This window comes from Candidatus Saganbacteria bacterium, assembly GCA_026387835.1.
Taxonomy (GTDB): Bacteria; Margulisbacteria; WOR-1; order JAKLHX01; family JAKLHX01; genus JAPLKZ01.
The window spans coordinates 295,719-318,360 of sequence record JAPLKZ010000010.1 but is presented as its reverse complement, the minus strand read 5'-3'; the positions used below and the strand labels follow the sequence as shown (position 1 = coordinate 318,360).

The 22,642-nt window shown below is 46.7% G+C and carries 25 protein-coding genes and 1 tRNA gene; 20 read left to right on the top strand and 6 right to left on the bottom strand.

Annotation, left to right across the window (positions count from 1 at the left end):
- Positions 1-52 precede the first annotated feature (52 nt).
- Complete coding sequence (locus NTZ10_05660) at positions 53-1,672, bottom strand: NAD+ synthase (GenBank protein ID MCX5749710.1); 1,620 nt, start codon at positions 1,670-1,672, stop codon at positions 53-55.
- 34 nt (positions 1,673-1,706) lie between these two features.
- On the opposite strand from NTZ10_05660, the gene NTZ10_05655 reads away from it, so the two are divergent.
- The 19 genes from NTZ10_05655 (at position 1,707) to NTZ10_05565 (ending at position 17,745) form a co-directional block, all read left to right on the top strand.
- Complete coding sequence (locus tag NTZ10_05655; protein ID MCX5749709.1) at positions 1,707-2,645, top strand: radical SAM protein; 939 nt, start codon at positions 1,707-1,709, stop codon at positions 2,643-2,645.
- Between the two features lie 33 nt (positions 2,646-2,678).
- Positions 2,679-3,647 (top strand): 6-phosphofructokinase, encoded by a 969-nt coding sequence (pfkA, locus tag NTZ10_05650; GenBank protein MCX5749708.1) that lies wholly within the window; start codon positions 2,679-2,681, stop codon positions 3,645-3,647.
- Positions 3,648-3,690: 43 nt separating this feature from the next.
- Entirely contained in the window at positions 3,691-3,987 is a 297-nt protein-coding gene (locus NTZ10_05645) for a YunC family protein (GenBank protein MCX5749707.1), read from the top strand.
- 4 nt (positions 3,988-3,991) lie between these two features.
- Positions 3,992-4,414, top strand: coding sequence for an EamA family transporter (locus NTZ10_05640; protein MCX5749706.1), 423 nt, complete (start codon positions 3,992-3,994; stop codon positions 4,412-4,414).
- A gap of 108 nt (positions 4,415-4,522) precedes the next feature.
- Positions 4,523-5,497: a dihydrodipicolinate synthase family protein gene (locus tag NTZ10_05635; GenBank protein ID MCX5749705.1), complete on the top strand. Its 975-nt coding sequence runs from the start codon at positions 4,523-4,525 to the stop codon at positions 5,495-5,497.
- A 141-nt stretch (positions 5,498-5,638) separates the two neighbouring features.
- Positions 5,639-7,066 carry a hypothetical protein gene (locus NTZ10_05630; GenBank protein MCX5749704.1) on the top strand — a complete coding sequence of 476 codons (1,428 nt, stop codon included), beginning with the start codon at positions 5,639-5,641 and terminating at the stop codon, positions 7,064-7,066.
- 75 nt (positions 7,067-7,141) lie between these two features.
- Complete coding sequence (locus NTZ10_05625; GenBank protein ID MCX5749703.1) at positions 7,142-8,758, top strand: FGGY family carbohydrate kinase; 1,617 nt, start codon at positions 7,142-7,144, stop codon at positions 8,756-8,758.
- Between the two features lie 57 nt (positions 8,759-8,815).
- Complete coding sequence (locus NTZ10_05620) at positions 8,816-9,982, top strand: hypothetical protein (GenBank protein MCX5749702.1); 1,167 nt, start codon at positions 8,816-8,818, stop codon at positions 9,980-9,982.
- 152 nt (positions 9,983-10,134) lie between these two features.
- Positions 10,135-11,490, top strand: coding sequence for a hypothetical protein (locus tag NTZ10_05615; GenBank protein MCX5749701.1), 1,356 nt, complete (start codon positions 10,135-10,137; stop codon positions 11,488-11,490).
- Between the two features lie 150 nt (positions 11,491-11,640).
- Positions 11,641-12,162 carry a flavin reductase family protein gene (locus NTZ10_05610; GenBank protein ID MCX5749700.1) on the top strand — a complete coding sequence of 174 codons (522 nt, stop codon included), beginning with the start codon at positions 11,641-11,643 and terminating at the stop codon, positions 12,160-12,162.
- A gap of 12 nt (positions 12,163-12,174) precedes the next feature.
- On the top strand, positions 12,175-13,107 hold the full coding sequence (locus NTZ10_05605) for an AEC family transporter (GenBank protein ID MCX5749699.1): 933 nt from the start codon (positions 12,175-12,177) through the stop codon (positions 13,105-13,107).
- 12 nt (positions 13,108-13,119) lie between these two features.
- Positions 13,120-14,295 carry an FprA family A-type flavoprotein gene (locus NTZ10_05600; GenBank protein MCX5749698.1) on the top strand — a complete coding sequence of 392 codons (1,176 nt, stop codon included), beginning with the start codon at positions 13,120-13,122 and terminating at the stop codon, positions 14,293-14,295.
- A complete protein-coding gene (locus tag NTZ10_05595) occupies positions 14,296-15,111 on the top strand; it encodes a hypothetical protein (GenBank protein ID MCX5749697.1) in 816 nt (271 codons plus the stop codon).
- Between the two features lie 32 nt (positions 15,112-15,143).
- Complete coding sequence (locus tag NTZ10_05590) at positions 15,144-15,305, top strand: rubredoxin (protein MCX5749696.1); 162 nt, start codon at positions 15,144-15,146, stop codon at positions 15,303-15,305.
- Positions 15,305-15,802 (top strand): ferritin, encoded by a 498-nt coding sequence (locus NTZ10_05585; protein MCX5749695.1) that lies wholly within the window; start codon positions 15,305-15,307, stop codon positions 15,800-15,802. Before NTZ10_05590 ends, NTZ10_05585 begins: the two co-directional genes overlap by 1 nt.
- A gap of 20 nt (positions 15,803-15,822) precedes the next feature.
- Complete coding sequence (locus NTZ10_05580; GenBank protein ID MCX5749694.1) at positions 15,823-16,203, top strand: desulfoferrodoxin; 381 nt, start codon at positions 15,823-15,825, stop codon at positions 16,201-16,203.
- Between the two features lie 15 nt (positions 16,204-16,218).
- Positions 16,219-16,797 (top strand): rubrerythrin family protein, encoded by a 579-nt coding sequence (locus tag NTZ10_05575; GenBank protein ID MCX5749693.1) that lies wholly within the window; start codon positions 16,219-16,221, stop codon positions 16,795-16,797.
- A 75-nt stretch (positions 16,798-16,872) separates the two neighbouring features.
- On the top strand, positions 16,873-17,499 hold the full coding sequence (locus NTZ10_05570; GenBank protein ID MCX5749692.1) for an N-glycosylase/DNA lyase: 627 nt from the start codon (positions 16,873-16,875) through the stop codon (positions 17,497-17,499).
- Positions 17,500-17,523: 24 nt separating this feature from the next.
- On the top strand, positions 17,524-17,745 hold the full coding sequence (locus NTZ10_05565; GenBank protein MCX5749691.1) for a DUF167 domain-containing protein: 222 nt from the start codon (positions 17,524-17,526) through the stop codon (positions 17,743-17,745).
- Between the two features lie 189 nt (positions 17,746-17,934).
- Here NTZ10_05565 and NTZ10_05560 read toward each other — a convergent pair.
- The 5 genes from NTZ10_05560 to NTZ10_05540 form a co-directional block, all read right to left on the bottom strand.
- Positions 17,935-18,005 (bottom strand) — tRNA-Gln (locus NTZ10_05560).
- An 8-nt stretch (positions 18,006-18,013) separates the two neighbouring features.
- On the bottom strand, positions 18,014-18,256 hold the full coding sequence (locus tag NTZ10_05555) for a GIY-YIG nuclease family protein (protein MCX5749690.1): 243 nt from the start codon (positions 18,254-18,256) through the stop codon (positions 18,014-18,016).
- A 146-nt stretch (positions 18,257-18,402) separates the two neighbouring features.
- Positions 18,403-19,512, bottom strand: a complete 1,110-nt coding sequence (locus NTZ10_05550; protein ID MCX5749689.1) for a putative sugar nucleotidyl transferase — start codon at positions 19,510-19,512, stop codon at positions 18,403-18,405.
- Positions 19,512-20,300, bottom strand: a complete 789-nt coding sequence (gene nagB / locus NTZ10_05545; GenBank protein ID MCX5749688.1) for a glucosamine-6-phosphate deaminase — start codon at positions 20,298-20,300, stop codon at positions 19,512-19,514. Before nagB ends, NTZ10_05550 begins: the two co-directional genes overlap by 1 nt.
- Entirely contained in the window at positions 20,297-21,559 is a 1,263-nt protein-coding gene (locus NTZ10_05540; protein MCX5749687.1) for an acetate kinase, read from the bottom strand. The genes nagB and NTZ10_05540 overlap by 4 nt, the downstream gene beginning before the upstream one ends.
- A 43-nt stretch (positions 21,560-21,602) precedes the next feature.
- On the opposite strand from NTZ10_05540, the gene NTZ10_05535 reads away from it, so the two are divergent.
- The gene (locus NTZ10_05535) at positions 21,603-22,526 is read left to right on the top strand and encodes an aspartate carbamoyltransferase catalytic subunit (protein ID MCX5749686.1); all 924 of its coding nucleotides are present in this window, start codon (positions 21,603-21,605) and stop codon (positions 22,524-22,526) included.
- Positions 22,527-22,642 lie beyond the last annotated feature (116 nt).

The window sequence follows — 22,642 nt, the reverse complement described above, 5'->3', positions numbered from 1 at the left end:
TAGAAATTATATATTCATTTATAAAGAATGTAAACAGACAAATCCGGATATGTTATCCGGGATAACGGTTTGTTATGGGCAGCCTTCTGTCTTTTCCGAAAGCTTTCGGAGTGATCTTTATCCCGGGGGCGGACTGTCGTCTTTTGTATTCATTCATGTCTATCATGCGGACCGTTCTTTCAACGACTTCTTTGCTAATCCCTTTTTTTGCTATATCGCCGGCGCCTTTATCCTTTTCGACATATTGATCGATTATTTTATCCAGCACATCATACTCAGGCAGGGTGTCCTGGTCTTTCTGGCCCGGCTTTAGTTCCGCCGTGGGCGCTCTTTCGATTATTGTGCGCGGTATGACCGGCGAGACCGAATTTCTATAATCCGCAAGCTCATAAACAGTGGTTTTAGGGACATCTTTAATTACCGAAAGGCCTCCGGCCATATCCCCGTATAAAGTGGCGTAGCCTGTAGAGACTTCACTTTTGTTGCCGGTCGCCAGGACCAGGGAGCCGAACTTGTTCGAGAAAGCCATCAAAAGATTTCCCCTGATGCGCGCCTGAAGGTTCTCTTCGGCGACGTTTGAAGGGATCCCCTTGAAATAGTGGTCCAGTTCCCCGATATATTTTTCAAGTATGCCCTGAATGCCGATCTCCTTACATTCGATGCCGAGGTTTTGCGCAAGAAGCATCGCATCAGCCAGGCTCTGCTCCGAAGTGTACCGTGAAGGCATAAAAAGCGTCTCAACATTATCTTTCCCGAGAGCATCAGCGGCTATGGTTGCTACCAGCGCCGAGTCTATACCGCCGGAAAGGCCGAGGAAGACTTTCTTAAAGCCGTTTTTCCTGACGTAGTCTTTAAGGCCCAGGCAGAGTGCGCGATAGATCTCGGCAGCCCTTGAAAGTGGTGCATGGTTCGTGGCGTGTGGTTCGCGGGCTAAGGGAAGTTCAAAAACGATCAGATCTTCCTCGAACTGTTTACCGCGGGCAAGGATCTTTCCCTGAGGCCCCATGACAAAGGAGTGGCCGTCAAAAACAAGTTCATCCTGGCCGCCAACAAGGTTCAAATAAGCAAAAACAGATCTTTTGTTTTTCACCAGCCGTTTTGCCCGTTTTTCTCTTTCTTTCCACTTTTCAACGGAATACGGGGAAGCATTTATTGCAAATATCAAATCCACCTTTTCTTTTGAGAGCTTGAATGCGGGCCCGCCATCGTCCCAGATGTCCTCACATATGCAGATACCGACAGTAAGATTTTTATGCTTGAATTTCACAATACGGTTCCCGGCCGAGAAATATCTTTTTTCGTCGAACACGCCGTAATTAGGAAGGCATATCTTGTCATAGATACCGATAATTCTTCCGTCCTTTATTACTGCAGCGGAGTTGAACAGCCTCCCGCTTTTTTTATTAACAAAACCAATAACGGCGACTATGCCCCTGCAATCTTTGATTATTCCTTTTAATGCGGCGATGTTGTCGCCGACAAAATTCGCCTTTAAAAGAAGATCTTCGGGAGGATAGCCGGTGACAGCAAGCTCGGGGAAAACGGCAATATCAATCCCGAGTTCTTTACATTTGTTGATATTCCCAATTATTGTTTGTGCATTGCCTTTTAGGTCCCCGACGGTCGGGTTGATCTGGCAGAGGGCGATCTTTATAGGCTGTTGTCTTTTCATAGAGCTTTTTGGGTTGATATAATGATATCTAACAATGCCATCAAAAGCAACAATCATAGAGGAGAGGATAAAACAGGCGCAGGAACTTTTAAAGCGCTGCTGTTTATGCGGGCACAGGTGCGGGGCGGACAGGACGTCAGGCGGGCTAGGCATCTGTGGAGCAGGAAAAGATATATATATTTCATCTTATACGGCGCATCTCGGAGAGGAGCCTGTTTTTTCAGGGACAAAAGGCTCGGGAACGATATTCTTTACTTATTGCAACCTTTCTTGTGCTTATTGCCAGAACTACGAAATAAGCCAGAAGCACCTCGGGAAAAAAGTCAGCGAAAAAGAACTTGCGGACATAATGCTGTCTCTGCAGAAAAAAGGCTGCCATAATATCAATCTTGTTTCGCCGACCCATTTCATGCCGCAGATACTTGCGGCTTTGAAGATCGCTTTTGAAAAAGGCCTGGATATTCCGGTCGTCTATAATACCAACGGTTATGATTCTTTAGAGCTTTTGAAGATACTTGACGGAATAGCCGACATATATATGCCCGACTTTAAATATTTTGATGATGAAAAAGCTAAAAAATATTCCAACGCCGAGAATTATGTCGAGACCGCAAAGGCCGGGATAAAAGAAATGTTCAGGCAGGCCGGCAATTTAGTTTTGGATGGAGAAGATATCGCCCTAAAAGGCCTCTTGGTGCGGCACCTGGGCCTGCCAAACAATATTTCAGGCGGAAAAGAAGTTCTTGATTTTTTGTCCTCCATATCAAAGGATATATGGATAAGCATAATGTCGCAGTACAGCCCGCAGAACAAAGCTAAAGAATATCCCGAGCTTAACAGGAAGATAACACCGGAAGAATATTGGGATGTGATAAGGCACGCGCAGAGCTTGAAGCTGGAAAACTATCTGATACAGGAAATGTCGTCGACGGAAACATATCTGCCGGATTTCAGCAAGAATAATCCTTTTTAGCTTAGTGATATAATTATGCCAAAGGATAAAATCATGAAAATTAAAAGAATCGGTGTGCTTACGACAGGCGGCGATGCTCCAGGAATGAACGCGGCGATAAGGGCGGTTGTCCGGTCAGCGATCTTTAACGGCCTTGAGGTCGTCGGCATCGAAAAAGGATTTGCGGGACTGATAAAAGGGGAAATCTGCCCTCTTGACGTTAAATCGGTTGGCGGAATAATCAACAGGGGGGGGACCATCCTTCATACTGTCAGGTCCCCGGAGTTCAAGCAAAAGAGTTCAAGAAAAAAAGCTTTTTCCAACCTTAAAAAGAACAGGATAGATGTCCTGGTCATAATCGGCGGCGACGGGTCACTTCACGGAGCAAAAGAACTTGAAGATGATTTTGGCTTTCCGTGCGTTGTGGTCCCGGCGACGATCGACAACGATCTGCCGCTCACCGATTTCACGATCGGATATATGACAGCGGTAGACACGGCGGTCGAAGCTGTAGATAAGATCAGGGACACCGCGTCTTCACACGAGAGGGTCTTTATAGTACAGGTGATGGGCCGGGAGCACGGGTTCCTGGCGGTCGAGGTAGGGCTCTCCTGCGGGGCCGAAGTCATCCTTGTGCCCGAAGTAAAGTGGAGCATCGACAGTGTCGTAAAGAATATTCTGGCAGGACACAAAAGAGGCAAATCAAGCAGTATTATTGTCATGGCGGAAGGCGCCGGAGATCCGAACAAAGTCGCGGACGAGATAAGGAAAGAAACGGACCTGGATGTCAAAGTTTCGATCCTCGGATATATACAGAGGGGCGGAACACCGAACGCGTTCGGCAGGATCCTCGCGTGTAAATTCGGTGAAGAGGCGGTCGATCTCATCCTGCAGGGAAAGATGAACAGGATGGTCGCGACCAACAAAAATAAGATCACTTCATTCCCGATAAAAGAAGTATTAAAAGCGAAAAAACAGATTGATATGGATTCTTATAAACTGGCGAAGGTCCTGGCGATATAACCTCACCGCCGGTCCCGGCCAAGGCGGGGCGAGGATTTTAAAAATGAAAACCGAAAAAATTCAATTAGCATCAAAAAGCGCGGACGGATACATTATCGACTTTGGCCCGGTCAAGCTCGTATTTGCAAAGACGAATAAAGGCATTGTGGGCTGCGGGATAATAGATATTGCGACATTTGAAAAGTTCGGTTTTCCCGCGGTAAAAGTTAAAGCCGCTGAAGGCTCTATTAATACATTAGATGATCTGCTCAAAGCAAGCGCGGTCTCAGTCAACGCGCCGGCAGTCTTGCTTGGTATCAAAGAAGGATTTACGGGGAAAGAAACACTGGAGAGAATGTAATAAGATGAGCTCTTTCTGGTTAGCGATAATGGCGGCCGTCATCTGGGGATTTGTCCCCCTGCTTGAAAAGATAGGACTCGGGAAGATAGAACCCCTTGTCGGGCTTTTTTACCGGAGCTGCGGCGTTTTGATCGGTCTGGTGATACTTGTACTTTTCTTTTTAAAGCCGGCGGAAATAAGATCAGTCGACCTCAGGTCAGCCCTGCTTGTCATGACCGGCGGGTTCCTGGCGAGTTTTGTGGCGACGATACTTTTTTACCACGCGCTTAAATGGGGAGAAATGTCCAGGATCGTCCCAATATCGGGCAGTTACCCTCTTATAACATTTGTACTTGGCATCTTTCTTCTAGGAGAATCCTTCAGCCTTTTGAAGCTGCTCGGAGTCATCCTCGCTGTGATAGGGGTCTGGCTTCTAAAGATAGGATAGGGACCCAAGCCTCCCTTTTTATGTGTCTCCCTGATATTCGCTGAAATTTCAAAAAATACCCGCCGATAGATATTTGTAAAAGTTCTGATAAGAAGGAGCCATAATTCAGTGAACATCAATCACGCATTACCGCTAAAGCCGGCAACAAAAATCGTTCATAGAGGAAAAACGCTTTTTGCGAGGGAAAATATCACACCGGTCGTAACACCGCTAATAAGGGAGGATGGAAGATTATTGCCGGATGTCAAAGGGATAGGTCGTCTGGTCAGGCATTTGACAGAGATCGGCGGTACATCAATCTTCGTAATGGGAGAAACAGGGGAGTTCAGATTCCTTCCGAGCGGGGTCAGAAGAGAAACTATCAGAAGTTTTTCGGCATGCGCGGGTACCCGCCTGAATGTCTTTGTGAATGTTACGGGTGATTCAGAGGAGGAGACCCTGGAAAACGCGGCTTTTGTCGCGGGATTGAGGACCGCGGCAGGGAAAGCCGAAACAAATGTGCACAATAACATTAAAGGGATAGTCGCAGCCCCGATATATTACATCAGGAATAACAGAGATATTGCCAGGCACGCCGAAAGGCTGAATGAAACAATAAAAGGAAGCGGGCTTTTCTTGTTTTTCTATAATAATCCCGGGATCACAAGAGGGGAGAATGTTTTGCCGGAAACGATGGCTTCCATAGCAAATATTGTCCCCGCTATCAAGGACAGTTCAGGCGACCTTGAAAGGATAGAAAGTTACAGCAGGTTCGTGGAAGTGGGACAGGGAGATGAAACGAGAATAGTAGAAGCGCTAAAGGCAGGGGCGACCTTTTCCGTGGCATCCATGGGGAATGTCTTTCCTTTTCCGAACAGACTGTTCGAGGCAACAACATTGGAGGCCATGAACAAATTTCAACTGAGGATAGACGAAGCGGTGATACCGTTGACAGGGCAAAGAAGAAAAATAGTGGCGGGACTTAAATACGCGCTAGATCTTCTCGCGATATGCTCATCGTTGACCACCGACGGCACAGCACAGCTTACAGATGCTGAAAAGGTAAAGGTGGGAGGGGTCGTCCGATATGTATTCAGACAATAAAAAAAAGAAAAATATTTTTCTTTTGCCGCCGACCTTGCCAGAAAAAAGAATTTAAAAATTCACTGAAATTTCCCAAAATATCATCCGATAGATTGTTGTAATAGTTTTGTATATTTGCGAGATAAGATCTGAGGGCACAAAATGTTTATTATACCGAAAGCTGAATTCAGGCAGATCCAGAGTACATTCGCGGGAAGGTTTAAGACCCCCCCGCAAAGGATATTTTCCGCGCCCCTGAGGGCGGTGCCGATAGGGGACCATGTTGATTATTCCGTAATAGAAGGAGACGGCACAAATCTTACGATAGCATTTGGCCTTCCGTTCAGGACGGTTATTGCCGTTGCGCCGACGCCGGGCACCAACAAGGTGGAGATCCATTCGCCGGCAATGAAAGAACCGGAATTTTCTTTTGCCCTGGAACATCCGCCGGAAGCTCCCAAAAACCCGTCAGATCCATGGGGCAAATACATGCTCGGTATTTTCAGCACAGCTCTTTCAAACAAACTGCCCTTGGGAGGTATGCGGATCCAGATCAGTGGTAACAGCGCCGGCCTTATCGGGAAAGGAGCCTCAGCATCGGCCGCGCTTTGCGTGGGGATGAACCTCGCATTGAACGCTGTATTCGGCTGGAACAAATCAAAAACCGAGATCGCCCATCTGGCCCAGGCAGCAGAGCATTCTCCGTATGTACGGGTAAAATGCGGGCTGCTTGACCAGATGGCATCTTTATTCAGCGGGAAGAACAAGGCAATATTAATAAATTTCGGCGATCTTTCAAAGATAACAACAGTCGACCTGTCGCCATTGACAAATGCCGGTTACGGTTTTTACCTCATCAACAGCGGCGTGGCAAGAGGCCTCGGCGGAACATATTATATGGAACGCAGGGGGGAACTTGAACGGCTTGGAAGACTTCTGCCCACAATATTTAAAGTCCCTGCGGGAAAGGGATTGCATGTCTCGGCTTACTCGGAAAACCAGATCATCAGTCTGACAGCGACAAAAAGAAGAGACTTTGATGCAGCAATGCACAGGGCGGCAAAATCTGCGGGAGAAGGTTCTTCAAAATATGATGCCCGCGCAAGGGCGGATATGCTTATGCGGGCGATCTATGTCGTGCAGGAAAGGGCAAGGGTTTTGAGATTTATCCGGAACCTTCGTGCAAATAATATTATGGGATGCCTGGAAGCGATCAATGAAGAAGGAGATGAGCTTTCAATGACCGGTAAATTCCGGGTGAGTGCGACCCTTGTCAGAGATGCGGATGGGAAAGTTCAGGAAAGGCTATACCTTGATCTTTTAAGGCAGGCGACTGCGGAAGCCATAAAAGGTTCGCGTGAATTCCAAAAGCAGTCGTTTTCATTTGCGTGGAAGATGATGGGAGGAGGAGGGGGAGGATTCCTGTCAGGAGTCGCCCTTCCGGAACATATGACCCCGGAGACGCAAGCAGAGATAGCACGATCATATGTGCAAAAACAGCGAGAAGCAGGTTATCCGGATATCTATGAGCCCGAATTTTTTGAGGCAAAACCGTCTGCAGGCGCAGATGAAGTGATCTCGGAATCGTAAGAATTAACAATTGCGTGAAATTTGGGGAATATCGTATCGATAAGATCCTGTGGATGACAAAAAGGAGAAAAGAACATGGCAACACCGTTAATAAGGAATATAAGACTGACCGCACCCGTGGTCCTGCCTAAAACAGCACCATCAGCAATGCACGGTGAACAGCGCCCTGAAAGATTGTTGATAATCGGAGATCTTGGAGCTTCAGGTACAGGAAGATGGCTGACAGTTGAGGTCCACAATGCAGACGGACAGCTCTCTTTTGTTCAAAAAGAGAGAGTCGCGACATTTCCCTTTACTGTGACAGACCATATGATCGATAAGGCGGGACTTCTGAAAGGTTTCAGTGAAAGTCTTTTCGATGTGAGCCGGCGATACGACCGTTCTATTCCGAGGACGATCGCGGTAAATACTTTTGGTGCGGGGTTTGAAATTTTGAACGGTGACGGGAGCATCCATACGCCGCTTACGATGTACACGCATCCCGGTCAAAGCGCCGGAGCGCAGTATATCGCGGATATGATCGCAGGCGGTGATCTTGAAAAAGCATTTAAAATGATACACAGCCAGTCTGCAGGACAGGGATGGCAGACAGTATACAATCTATTCCATCTTGCGGCCATATCAATTTCCGGACATAAGATCCCTTCTGATGCAAGAATATTTGGGACCCCGGACGTACTGAACCATTTTCTAACAGGCGTTCATGCAACCGAAGAAAGCTTTGCCAGGGTGTTCAACTGTGCAAAAAGGGACGGCCTTAGATGGAACCAGCAGCTCTTAGACACGCTCGACATACCGGTATCGGCTTTTCCGATGATTCTGCCGACCGGCACGTCAATGGGCGATGTAAGGCCCGAGATCTTAAATGATATGGGATGCGATAAGGCCGAGGTCGTCCTGGCAGGATTGCACGACACGGCCGGTGCGGTGGCCGCGCTGAAATATCTATCCACCGGTAATAATGTGTTCATATCTACGGGCACCTGGAGCCTTGTATGCTCGCTTATCGATGCCGTAGGGCTTGAAGACGAGACGATTAAAATCCTTTACAAACATAAGATCGGCGTTGAAGGCGGGACAGCGGCGACTTTTGGCGTCATGAACGTGATGGGAACAATGCTGATAGATTCATTGCTGGCGGAACTTGGCCTGAAAGACCAGACTGACAGGTTCAAAAGATTATTTGCAGGTGTGCATAACCCTGATACCGGAGCCGCGGTCATAGATATCATGAGCCCAAAATTCTTATACAGGCAAGGCGGGCCGGTGATCAGCCCGGTAAAACAATTCTGTTCAGATACTGGTCAGGAAGCCCCGACCACCCAGGCCGAGATCGTTAAAAGCGTTGTACTGGGAATGGTGCTCGCGATGGGGAAAGCGGTTGGGCAGAACGCGGCGTTGACGAATGAATTATACGGCCGGACACCGGACGGGATCATAGTGGGAGGCGGCCTGATCAACGATCGTATGATGCTACAAGCGCTTGCGAACGTAACACAGATGAACGTGACAACAACTTTTCAAGCTCTTGCCCCGATAGGCAATGCCGCGACCCTGCTCATAGGCTCGGGGTATGAAAGTGACCAAGTAATGGATATGCTGGAAAAAGGATCGGAAAATATTACTTATTGTCCGACGAACGACAAAGGACCGTGGGCAGATCTTGTAAAAGCCCATGCAGCATCGAAATAGGAAATCGTGCAAATCGGTGGCTTCAAATCAATAATAATTAAAAGAAAAGGAGTAATTATGGGAAATAGGATAGATTTTTCTTCAGGCGATACATTTAGAGCGAGGATAGGATTCCGGGCACAATCATTCCGACCGAAAGGGTTTCTTTCAAACGCGCTTGCCATGGAATTTTCCGTTTTTGCAGGCGGCGGCAATATCGGACGTTATAGCGTCCTTAACAGGAATGGAGAATTGACAAATATACTCTGGCAAGCGCCGTGGGAACTGCATGATCCGCAACAAGTCGGGCTGGACGATCCCGCTTTCGACGAGTACGGCGGCAGGGACGTGAGGAAACGCTGCGCGTCAGTCGGAGGCTCATCGTTCTGCTTTCCGGCATTCGGCCCGGGAAAGATGGAAGAAACAGGTGGACTGCACAGCGAAGCTAACATTGTTCCATGGACATTAAACAGGTCCCTTTCTGGTGAAACAGCAATGGTCCTTCAGGCGGAACTACCTATAACCGGCTGGTCCGTGGCAAGAAGATTCCAGTTCGTTCCCGGAGGAACATCTGTTGAAATATGCACATCATGCGAGAACAAGGACGACAAAAATAAGAATATCACATGGGCGGAACACATGAATTTCGGCGCTTTCGCTCTCGCATCCAGACTTTATCTCCCGTATGGGACAAGCGTGCATAATTTTCCGGGTGATTTCGGAGGCGCAAGCCAGTTCCTGAAAGAAGGCGGTGAAGAAGTCTGGCCTTTTGGATTGTGCAAGACAGGAGCGCTCATAAACCTGTCGACGTTCAGCCCGGCCGAAAACATAATGTCGCAGAGTGATTTTACTGCCCAGGTATTTCCCAAGGACCTGAAATACGCATGGTTCCTTCTTCACAACCCGAAGCTCGGAATAGCGATGATGGCAGCATGGAAAAGAGAGGATGCGCCGTTCTTGGCAAGGTGGATAGAGAACAGATCAAAGACAGCGACACCGTGGTCAACAGACGGGAAAATACCCAGGACTCAGGTGTTGGGGCTCGAGCCGTCCAACACCCCATTTCCTCTGGGGATACAAAAGTCAGTCGCGCTGGCGCAGTTGTCCGGCATCGATACATTTGAAACGGCCAGGCCCAAGAACACATTTTATCCGGCAAAACTTTTTATTGACGCAATACAGACAGATCAGGTCAATGACCCGAAGGCTCTGGTCGAAAAATACCTGCTGTCAAAAATGAAGTGAAATTTCCGGAAAAGGCGTTCGATAGAAGAATGTAGAGTTTTCGAAGCAGATATAATAATTGAAAAGGAGGGAACAAATCCAAAATAAAAAGATTTTTTGTGAGGTCTTCATATGAAACCCGAAAGATAAATTATAAATAAGGAGAAGGAACAATGGGAGTTAAATTAGTGATCCCGGCACCATCAGAAATAAGCGCGAAAGCATTGGGGCTTCCGGCAAATGTAAGAGAAGTAAATGCACCCCTAAGACAAAGATTGGGGATGCGTTTTGTAGCGGACAGAGAGGTGATCGATACAAGGCATCAGGCGGTTAATTTAGCATTAACAGGGAAAGATCGGATCAAATTAATGTCGACACATGAGATCCCGCTTAATGCTTCGGCGGGCGTCTGGTATTATCCAAAGAGCGGAACAAGATTCCATGCCGGATACGAAGATGTAAAGGAACTCTGCGGCGGTGAGAAAGGGAGCGACCAGTGGGTTCAGTGGATCTTTGAGAGAACGGCAGCGATGCAGAAACAAATCGGCGTTAAAATATCCCTGCAGTGCCACTATCCAGGAGAGCTTGGTCCTCAAAACGTTGTAAAATGGGTAGAGATGATGCAAAAAACCGGCATTGGGGTGGATTCGATAGTTCCTCTCCTTTTTGCTGATGCGATCTTCCAGCACGGCTCCTTGACCAACACGAACAAGGCGATAAGGGAATTTGCCAGAAGAAGGCAGCTTGAAACTTTCCAGATGGCAGATCTTTTGGGGATCCCGACCGTAAACCACTGGTATGGTATAGACGGGGTAGAAAATACATTCGGTTGCAACTACAAATGGGTCAGGGATATGATAGCCGGTGCGACAGCAGATGCAATGGATGCGGTGCCCGGGCAGCAGGCTACAAAGGAACCGAAACCATATGAGCCAAGAGGCGTTAACCATATGGATTCCACGGCAAAAGGACTGACATTTGCCAGGGCAATTGAATTAAGGCTTACCAGTTCAACCAACAGGGCATTGCTTGATCATGGGATCAGAATGGTAGGAATGACCCCGGAGATCGGACACATGCAGATGGGATTTGAAAATCTGCCAGCTGCATTCATGGATTGCCTGATGGATTCAAGGTTGTTCTGCATACACTGGAACGGTCAGCCGAAAGGAAATTATGATATCGATGACAACGTAGGGGCTTATGAATTTGATATGATCGAACCGATTGCATGGGCGCTTCAGATGGCAGGATACAAAGGCGTGAATACGCCGGACATCAACCCACTAAGAATGCCATTAAGCGAGGCCCTGGATATCAATTATACTCAGCTGACAGCTGCATTCAGTCAGGCAAGAAGGCATCCGCATGAAAAACTGATGAAAGCGGTAAATGATCAGATGGGCGGAGGCAACGCTGCGCTGCAGTGGTACCTCTTGGCCATAAGAAGGGCCGGTACTCCGGAAGGCACAAAGGCGATGGCGAAGTTCGAGAAGATCGTTGCGGGGCTGGACGCGACGGAAAATTAAGTCCCAACGCGGGCGCGACTACACCTGCCCTCTCTGTCGTGTCCGTAAGTTAAACGAAAGGCTCTGCTTAAAAAACAGGGCCTTTTTGTTGGAAATAAATAACCCGCCGTTAATACTCAATGCCGCCATCTTATGTAGTAAAATATATCCATGGACACTTCAGCCCTTCGTAAATTGTCATACGGCATGTATGTCGTCTGTTCGACTAAAGACGGCAACATCAACGGTCAGATAGCCGACACGGTATTCCAGGTGACGTCGGAGCCAGTGCAGATAGCGGTTTGTATAAATAAACAGAACCTGACACATGAATTCATCTCTTCAAGCGGAATATTTTCTGTCTCGGTCCTGTCGCAGGAAACTCCGATGATATTCATCGGGAAGTTCGGATTTAAAAGTGGAAGAGATACCGATAAATTTAAGGATACAAAATATGAAACAGGCACCTCAAAAGTTCCTATCGTGCTTGATTTTGCCGTCGCAAGCCTTGAAGGAAAGGTTGTAAAATCTCTTGATGTCGGGACACATACGCTATTCATCGGCGAGATCACAGATTCAAGGGTGTTATCCGATAAAGAACCAATGACATATTCCTATTATCATGAGTATTTAAAAGGAAAATCCCCGAAAACGGCGCCGACATATATTAGCGCTGAAGAGCTGAAGAGCTGAAACGGGAAATCTATGGCAGAGATAATCATAAGGACATTGCTGCCGATAATTTTGCTGATACTTCTGGGGTATCTGTCAAAAGCATTTAAGATATTCAAGAAGGAAGATGACAGATCTTTCAGTTCCTATGTTTATTATTTTGCGCTTCCGGCGCTTCTGTTCGTAAACATTGCCGAAACCGAATTTAACCAGAGTACGCTCAATTTTATGATCGCTTGCGCTCTGCCGACAATGATCATTGCCGCCTTCTATTTATTATTATTCTTAATCTTCAGGTTCAAAAAGGAACTTCTCTATCTTCTGATATTCTGTACTGCCTTCGGGAGCACGGCATTTTTCGGGATCCCTTTTATTATGTTCGCGTTCCCAACGCTGGTCGCGGAGAAATTGGCGGTCCTGTCTGTCGCCGCGATCGCGATACCGGGCGTTATTTTGACTGTGCTGGTACTGGAACTGTATAAAATGGGGCGGATATCCTTTTTGGGCGGAATAAAAAGGCTGATCTCGGTATTTTACAAGAACCCTCTTATAATATCCATCTTCGCCGGGTTTATCATGGCGCTTTTAAAAGTGAGGATGTTTTCTCCTCTTTCCCAGACGCTTCATATGCTTGGCGGCACCACAGCGACCGTGGCCCTGTTCATGCTGGGCATGGTCATGTTCGGCAAAAGACTTGAAAGCGTCCCTGCCGCGTTTGTGCTGAGCCTTCTCAGAATAATTATTCTGCCACTGGTTGCACTGGCGGCATGCGTATATTTCAACCTTAATGGGCCAGAAAAAAACATTGCATTGCTCATGAACGCAATGCCGGTCGCGGTATCAATGATAGTGTTCAGTGAAAGGTATGATTTTTACAAAGGTTTGATCGCGACGCTGACGATCATTTCTTCAGTTCTTTCGGTGATATACCTGCCTGTGTGGCTTATAATATTAGGTATAAAGTAAAGGAGCAATATAATGGCGGCACAGAAAATAAAAGATGATATCTTCGCGGTTGGCGCGGTCGACTGGGACAGAAGGCTTTTTGATGAGCTGATACCGCTTCCCGACGGCACGAGCTATAACTCTTATCTGATCAAGGGCAGTGAAAAGACCGTTCTTATTGATACAGTCGATCCAACAAAGACAGCAACCCTCAAAGAAAATCTGACATCTTTAGGAATAAAAAATATTGATTATATCATCTGCAATCATGCCGAGCAGGACCATTCAGGTTCGATCCCGAATGCACTTGAATGGTTCCCGAAGGCAAAGGTCATCTCGAGCGAGAAGTGCAAAGGGATGCTTGTGGATCTTTCTCTTGCCGCTGAAGACAGAATAATAACGGTAAAAGATAAAGAGACGATTTCCCTGGGGAACAAGACGCTGGAGTTCATCCATGCTTCGTGGGTACACTGGCCGGAAACGATATTTTCATATCTTAGAGAAGATAAGATATTATTCCCGTGCGATTTTCTCGGTTCCCACAGAGCGCAGTCAGGCCTTTTTGTTGAGAACGAAGCGGATGTATATAAAAGCGCAAAAAGATATTATGCGGAGATAATGATGCCATTCAGAGTGAGTATCAAAGGCCATATTGAAAAACTTGCCTCATACGAAATTAACATGATCTGTCCAAGCCATGGTCCGGTCTATCAGACCCCTAAGTTCATAATCGAAGCTTATAAAGACTGGATATCGGACAAAGTTGCCAATGAAGTCGTGATACCCTATGTTTCCATGCACGGCAGTGTCCAAAAGATGGTAGAGATATTAACGGACGAGCTGACTAAAAAGGGCATCACAGTAAAACCGTTCAATATCCCGAAGACAGATATCGGAGAACTTGCAATGTCCTTAGTAGATGCGGCAACTGTTGTAATAGGGGCTCCTGCTGTGCTTGCGCAGGCGCATCCGCTGGCGGTCTATGCCGCTTATCTCGCAAACGCTCTGAGGCCAAAGACAAGATTTGCTTCACTTATCGGTTCATTCGGCTGGGGCAGCAAGCTTGTCGAGACAATAACAGGACAATTGACTAATTTGAAAGTGGAACTGATAGAGCCGGTAATAATAAAAGGATATCCTAAAGAGAATGATCATAAGCTGATACAGGAACTTGCAGAAAATATAGCAGAAAAACATAAAACACTATAAATGTATAATATCTGTCTCATTCATCCGGATGGTTATATTCACGCAAAATGCTTTGACGAAATAGCATTACTACTTAAAAGCTCTTTTGATTCGCTCGGAATAGCAGCAGAGATAAAAGAAAACTATCTGAACAAAGAAAAAACCAATATTGTTTTGGGCTATCACCTTATCCCATTTAATGACGGGATGAAAGAAATAAAATATATCCCATATCAATTTGAGCAGATAGGTGCGGAAGGGGGCTGGGACAGCGAAAACCAGAAAAAACTTTTGGAGAACGCATTTGAGATATGGGATTATTCTTTGGAGAACATTAAGCGGTTGAACGAAAGAGGCCTTAAAGCAAAATATCTGCCAGTCGGCTACCATGAAAAACTCGAATTAATTCCGGATGCCGGCAACAACAAAGACATCGATGTCCTGTTCTACGGGAGCATCAACGAAAGAAGAAAAAAAGTACTGGACGAACTTAAGAACATAAACGTCAAGGTGCTTTTCGGGGTATACGGCAAAGAAAGAGATGAAATCATCGCAAGGACCAGGATCGCCCTGAGCATGCATTTTTATGATGCAAAAATATTTGAAGCGCCGAGAATATCTTATCTGTTGAACAACAAATGTTTTATCGTGGCGGAAGAATCCGATATTAATCCTTACGAAAAAGTGTCTTTTAAGTCTTTTGCGTATGAAGGCCTTGCCGACAAGTGTAGATATTATCTTCTTCATGCCAATGAAACCGAAAAAATAAAGGCAACTAATCATAAAGAGTTCAAAGAAAATTACCCGATGATCGAACTTGTCGAAAATGTTCTATAATGGTCTTATCATCAGCAAGTCGGAGGGAATAAATGAAAAAATATGTATGCAATGTCTGCGGTTATGTTTATGACCCGGCAAGCGGGGACCCGGATAACGGAGCGCCGGCAGGCACACCGTTTGAAAAACTGCCAGATAGCTGGGTCTGTCCGGTATGCGGGGCGGCCAAAGACCAGTTTGAGGAAATAAAATAGTGATATCCAACAAGTTATCCGGCGCGCTCAATGTCCAGGTCAACAGGGAGATCTATTCCGCGTACCTTTATCTTTCAATGGCCTCATATTTTGATTCCATCGGCCTGAAGGGAGGCGCGAACTGGATGAAGGTCCAGTTTCAGGAAGAGATGGTGCACGCCACTAAGATATATGATTATCTGTACGCCAGAGGATCAAGAGCGCTGATGCTGCCTATCGAGGCTCCGGAGTCTCAATGGGAAAGCCCTCTTGCCGCTTTTGAGCACACACTGGCTCATGAAAAAATGGTCACCGGACTGATAAACGCTCTGGTTGAAATGGCGAGGTCGGAAAAAGAAAGCGATGCTGAAAAATTCCTCCAATGGTTTGTCAAAGAACAGGTTGAAGAGGAAGAATCAGCGGAAAAGCAGGTCAATAATTTTAAAAAGGCAGGTGGTTCTAAAGAAAAGATTGCCGGATTGGATGCATTGCTGGGGCAACGAAAATTTCACGGATAGAAAATCGAAAGGAGCAAAACATGGCAGTAGCAAACAGGCTGGAAGTCTATAAATGCAGCGTCTGCGGAAATATAGTCGAAGTATTATTCGTCGGAGGAGGAGAGTTGGTCTGCTGCGGACAGCCGATGGTCCTTCAGGTAGAGAACACGGTTGATGCTTCAAAAGAAAAACACGTGCCGGTCATTGAAAAAATGTCCGAAGGGATCAAAGTAAAGATCGGGAGCATTGCGCACCCGATGGAGGACAAGCATTATATACAATGGGTGCAGATAATAGCGGGAGACAGATCTTATCGGGAATTCCTAAGGCCGGGCATGACGCCCGAAGCAGTATTTAAACTGGCAAACGGGACGATGTCCGCAAGGGAATACTGCAATCTGCACGGACTCTGGAAATCTTAAAAAAGGAGAAAAATGATGGCAAAATCAGTTAAAGGGACGAGGACGGAAAAGAATCTATTAGCATCATTTGCAGGCGAATCACAGGCGAGAAACAGGTACTCGTATTTCGCGGGAGCGGCAAAAAAGGAAGGATTGGAACAGATATCGGCGATATTCCTTGAAACGGCCGAAAATGAAAAAGAACACGCAAAAGTATTCTTTAAATATCTCGAAGGCGGAGAGCTGGTGATAACCGCGGGATATCCTGCCGGGGTGATCGGTACTACTGCAAAGAATCTTGAAGGCGCGGCAGCCGGAGAGAATATGGAATGGACAAAACTGTACAAAGAAGCGGCGGATACCGCGGAGCAGGAAGGTTTTCAGGATATTGCGACATCTTTCCGTGAGATCGCGGAAGTCGAGGCCCAGCATGAGAAAAGATACAGAAAACTCCTTGCAAGCGTGAAAGAAAATAAAGTATTTAAAAAAGATAAGTCGGTGAAATGGCGCTGCCGCAATTGCGGGTATGTCCATGAAGGTACTGAAGCTCCGGCAGAATGCCCGGCCTGCAAGCATCCCCAGGCTTATTACGAAATATTGGCGGAGAATTACTGAAAACAAAGTGCTGAAGAGCTGAAGGCTGAAGTACGACATCTTCAGAACTTCAGCTCTTCAGCCTTCAGCTCTATAATGCATAAACTAATCAGCTCCATCAGATCTCTCCGTAAATCCCCGATAAAAAAGGTCATCGACCAACGGATGAAAAAGTTTGGGTCGGCCGGTAATAGTTCTATTGATGTAATTTTCAATGAACTCTGCTTCTGTCTCATGACTGCCAATTTCAACGCCGAACGCAGCATAAAGATACAAAACAAAATCAAAGGCGGATTTCATAAACTCTCACTGGAAGAATTATCAAAAAGACTTAAGGAGCTGGGGCACCGCTTTCCAAATACAAGGGCAAAGTTCGTAGTGGAGGCAAGGAAACATAAAAAAGTCATTTTAAAGATCTTAAATGAAATATCAGAGGATCAAATCGTAAGAGAATGGCTTGCAAAGAATATAAAGGGGCTGGGATATAAGGAGTCAAGCCATTTTCTGAGGAATATCGGACGCTGCAACTGTGCGATAATTGATTTCCATATTGTTGATATCCTGAAAGAACACAAAATGATAAAAAGCTTCAAGACAATGTCAAAGGGAAAATATATTGAAGTTGAAAAAGTCCTTAGATCACTCGCAAAAAAAATGAACATGAGCCTTGGAGAGCTCGATCTTTATCTTTGGTATCTTGAAACCGGTAAAGTGCTTAAATGATTATGAATATCCAGCAATATTGATATGAAACGCATCAATGTAAAGGTCATTCCCAATGCAAAAAAGCAAAGGATAATCGAGGAAGAAAAACAGTTAAAGATTTACGTAAATGCTCCGGCGTTAGAAGGGAAGGCCAATGAGGCGGTGATAGAGGCGTTAATGGAGCATTTCAAAATTAAGAAAAAACAGATAAAAATACTGTCCGGTGAAAAAAATAGAAAGAAGATTATCGGGATAGATCTTTAGCGAAAAAATTGGACAGGGTGCCAATATTTATTCCGAGATAAAAAGAATAACTTGCGCCGAGCGGTTATAGAACCTCGACTCCTCGCTTCGTGGCTCGACAAAGCTCGCAACTTCGCTCGTTGCTCGGTTTCCTTCGCCTCGGAAAGAGGCACTTGTCCTGAGCGAGGCGCGCAACGCCGAGTCGAAGGACTGCCGGACCTGGACTCGAACCAGGATAGTCGCCTCCAAAGGGCGATGGCCTACCGTTAGCCGATCCGGCAATAAAGACCTATTTTGATATCCTTCTTTTTAAGTATGCTCGCCCAAAGCCTGTTTTCAATTGTCTTTCACGATCCAAAGCATCATGTTTATTATTGCACGCTTCATAATAAATAAGTTCCAGAGGTCTTCTGTTAGACGTTGATTCGATTTCCCCTTTATTATGAAGGGCCACTCGATTTTCTAAATTCTCCGTAAACCCAACATAAAGTTTCCCGTCTTTAATGCTCCTCAACACATATGTGAAATACACTTTATAGCTCCTGTCCTACCGCGCCCGCATCGCTACGCGAAGCGTTGCGGGCGGGCCGTTAGCCGATCCGGCAATTAAAAGTATTATAGCAAAGATAGTCCGGAAAACCGAGCTAAAAAATATAAGGGAAAAAAGAACTTTGTTGGTTATTTTCTTTCCTGAGCGGTTTCGGCAAAAACACTGCGGAGCTTGTTTTCGTAATCAATTGTCATCACGAACCTTCTTCTCTTCATCACGGCTTTTGCAGTCTGAATGGCCTTTTCGATGTCATATTCGACCATCTTCTCAGCTCCGCCCCATGAAAAAGACGGAATAAATTTTGGAGGGAATCCCGCTCCGAAGACATTTGAAGACACTCCGACAACGGTCCCTGTATTGAACATCGTATTGATGCCCGCTTTTGAATGGTCTCCCATCATGAGCCCGACGAACATAATGCCGCTGTCTATCATCTTGCCGTTCATATAGACCTTTACATTGCTGTAATTATTCTTAAGATCAGAATTGTTCGTGTCAGCCCCAAGATTGACCCACTCGCAGATATATGAATGACCGAGGAAACCGTCGTGCTGTTTGTTGGAGTACCCCTGGAATATCGAACCCTCCACTTCTCCGCCGACCTTGCACATCGGACCTATGGATGTGCCGCCGTAGATCTTCGCTATGGCTTTTATCGTTGTTCCTTTTCCGATGTAGCACGGGCCCATAATTACGGAGTTCGCGAGTATCTTTGCCCCGTCGTCGATAAAGATCGGCCCGTCCTCCGGATCGAGCACGACGCCGGGTTTTATCTTGCAGTCTTTGCCGATGTAGATGTCTTTATTAAGGGATCTTTTTGGTCTGAGAAGGGCGATGTCATTTTTTATCTCTTCGGCGTTCTTGTGGATGATATCCCAGGGGTAGGAAACAAGCGAGGCCCTTATCTCTCTCCTGTGAATAACTGAAGAATTGAAAAACTGGATAGCCGAAGTGCGGGAGAAAGCAATATCTTTTTTACGTATAAGGGCCGCGACTATTCTGCCGTTGGATGTAAAAACATGCTCGTGTTTGCGGACTGCTATTTCTTTCGCAAGATCCGGACCGGCTATCAATCTTGAATTCAATAATAATGTAAATGGCGATCTGGTCCTGGAGAACAAAAGGCCGGCTTTTTCTTCAAGGGTGAGGACTCCGCAGCGGAGCTCCTCGGTCATCTTGATAAAATTCAACGGCCGAAGGTTCCTTACTTCCTCATCGTCAAAAAATTGAATGTCCATCAGATCTCGCCCTTTTCATGGCGCTCCTGCATCTTTTCAACATACACATAATAATCTTTTCTTGAAAGCCGGGACGCTGCCGCTTCGTCAGCTATAAGTATGACATTTCTGTGCATCTGAAGGGCCGAAGCCGGCACCATAGAGGTTATCGGACCTTCCACCACTTTTTGCAGCACGCCGGCCTTGTTCTCGCCGGAGACCAGAAGGAGTATCTTTTTTGCCTCCATTATTGTGCCGATACCCATGGTCAGGACATATCTCGGGACTTCATCCTTCTTCTTGAAGAACCTGGAATTGTCCTCGACGGTCTCTTCAGTAAGGGTCTTCAATCTTGTCCTGGAGCCGAGAGAAGAGCCAGGTTCGTTGAAGCCCACGTGGCCGTCGCGGCCGAGCCCGAGAAGCTGGAGGTCTATGCCGCCTTTCTGTTTTATCTCCCATTCGTAATGAAAGCAGTATTTTTCTATGTCTTTGACTTTTCCGTCGGGTATCATCGAGTTGCTTTTTTTAAGGTTGATATGCCTGAAAAGATGTTCGTTCATGAAATAGTGATAGCTCTGCGGATGGTCGTCGGCAAGCCCGTAATACTCGTCAAGATTGAATGTCGAGACCTTTGAAAAATCGACTTTCTTATCTTTATAAAGGCGGACAAGTTCCTTATATGTGCTGACAGGTGTGGTCCCGGTCGCAAGGCACAATATCGAGTCCGGTTTATTTTTCAGTTCCTTTACGATGAATTCCGCGGCTTTTCTGCTCATCTCATCGTAATCTTTTGTTATGATCACCCTCATATTTTGTAATCCTCGCTTTGGAAAGAATAGGTGAACTTTGTGTGAATGTCGTACCTGCCTTCAATGATCGCGACCACGTCCTCGATGAACACCTGCTCTTCATTGGTCGGAATAACAAAGATCTTTATCTTTGAATCGTCAGCCGATATTACGGATTCGACCCCGTGGGTCTTTGCGTTCCCGTTTTTGACGGGATCGAATTTAATCCCCAAAGATTCCAGCCCTGCCAGCGTCCGGGCCCTGAGATTTGCGTCCATCTCGCCTGCGCCCGCGGTAAATACGATGGCGTCTACCTGTCCTATCGAAGCGATGTATGAACCGATTATCTTTTTGAGCCTGTAAGCTTCCATGTCTATTGCCATCCGGCACCTTTCATCGCCTGCGGCGGAAGCTTTTTCGATCTCGCGTCTGTCCGAGTATTTGCCGGTTATACCCAGCAAGCCGCTTTTGTTGTTAAGAATTTTATCAAGCTCTTTCGCGTAGAAACCTTCTTTCTCGATCATAAAAATGACGATCGCAGGATCAAGATCGCCGCTCCGGGTCCCCATTATCGCGCCGGCAAGAGGAGTCAGTCCCATTGATGTGTCGATCGAGACACCGTTTTTAATAGCCGCTACACTGACCCCGTTGCCTATATGAAGAGTTATTACATTTGTTTCCGTGGGCTTCTTCTTCAAAAGTACCGCGGCCCTTTTTGAGACATAAAGATGGGAAGTGCCGTGAAATCCGTATTTCCTTACGCCATACATCTTGTACCATTCAAAAGGCACGGCATACAGATATGCTTCCGGCGGCATTGTCTGGTGAAATGCGGTATCAAATACAGCTACATGGGGGACTTCCGGAAGGACTTTCATTGCGGCTTCAATCCCCTCGATGTTGGGAGGGTTATGCAGCGGGGCAAGGTCCTTGACTTCTTTTATTGCCGCGAGCACGTCATCATCTATCTTTACCGAGCGCTGGAATTTTTCCCCGCCGTGCACTACCCTGTGGCCCACGGCGGATATCTCTTTTATATCCGCGATCATGCCGTAACCGGGATCAACAAGCACTTTAAGTATCTGGTCGATCGCAACGCAATGGTTTGGGCAATCCTTTTCAAGGACCAGGTCCGGCTTCCCGGGCACTTCGTGACATAGTGAACCCGAGGGAAGTCCGACGCGGTCGGCCATCCCCTTACAAATTACCTTTTTCTGGGTCCAATCGTAGAGCTGGTATTTTACGGAGGAGCTTCCGCAGTTGAGAGCTAAGATTTTCATTGCTTCCTTGTGTATGATATAATAACCGAAGGCAAAAATCAACATGGCGCTAAAGTCAAAAGACCTCCTCGGTCTCAAAGAACTGTCCGCCGGCGAGATCAATCAGATACTCAACACCGCAGAAAGCATGAAAGAGATCCTCTCGCGGCCGATGAGGACCGTTCCCGCGCTTTCCGGCAAGATAGTGACCACGCTTTTTTACGAGCCGAGCACGCGGACAAAGAATTCTTTTGAAACAGCGGCAAAACTTCTTTCGGCATCGACCAACAGCATTGCCGCCGGCACCAGCAGCGTCGTGAAAGGCGAGACACTGATAGATACCGCCAGAAATCTTGAAGCTATCGGGACCGATGCCATAATAATGCGGCACAGCATGGCAGGCGCTCCGCACCTGATAGCCGGGCATGTTTCCGGTCCCGTCATAAATGCAGGTGACGGCTGCAACGAACATCCGACCCAGGCGCTTCTGGATATCTTCACGATGATAGAGAAAAAAGGTTCCGTGAAAGGCAAAAAAGTGGTGATCGTCGGAGATATTCTGCACAGCCGTGTCGCGCGCAGCAACACGTGGGGGCTTTTAAAGCTCGGAGCTTCGGTCTCTCTCGTCGGTCCTCCGACGCTCATCCCGAAAGGCATCGAAGAGACCGGCGCGAAAGTTTCATATGACCTGGACAAGGAGCTTGAGAACGCGGATTTTGTGAATGTGCTGCGCATCCAGCTTGAAAGGCAGAAGGGCGGTCTTTTTCCGTCGCTTCTTGAATACCACAAGCTTTACGGCGTCACGGCGGAAAGGCTCAAAAAGGCTAAAAAGGATATTATTGTCATGCATCCCGGTCCGATAAACAGGGGAGTCGAACTCAGCTCCGATGTTGCCGACGGCCCATATAACGTGATCCTTGACCAGGTGACCAATGGCGTCGCCGTCCGGATGGCGGTCCTGTTCCTTCTCCTTGAGGGCGGTAAGTAGAAGACCGCTGATCAGAAAATCACAGGCTTTCGCCGTCCCGCCAGACTTTCCTAAGTCCGCCAAAATAAAGTGAAATCCCAGATGTTTTTTTTCGATAAATATGTAGATGGGAAATA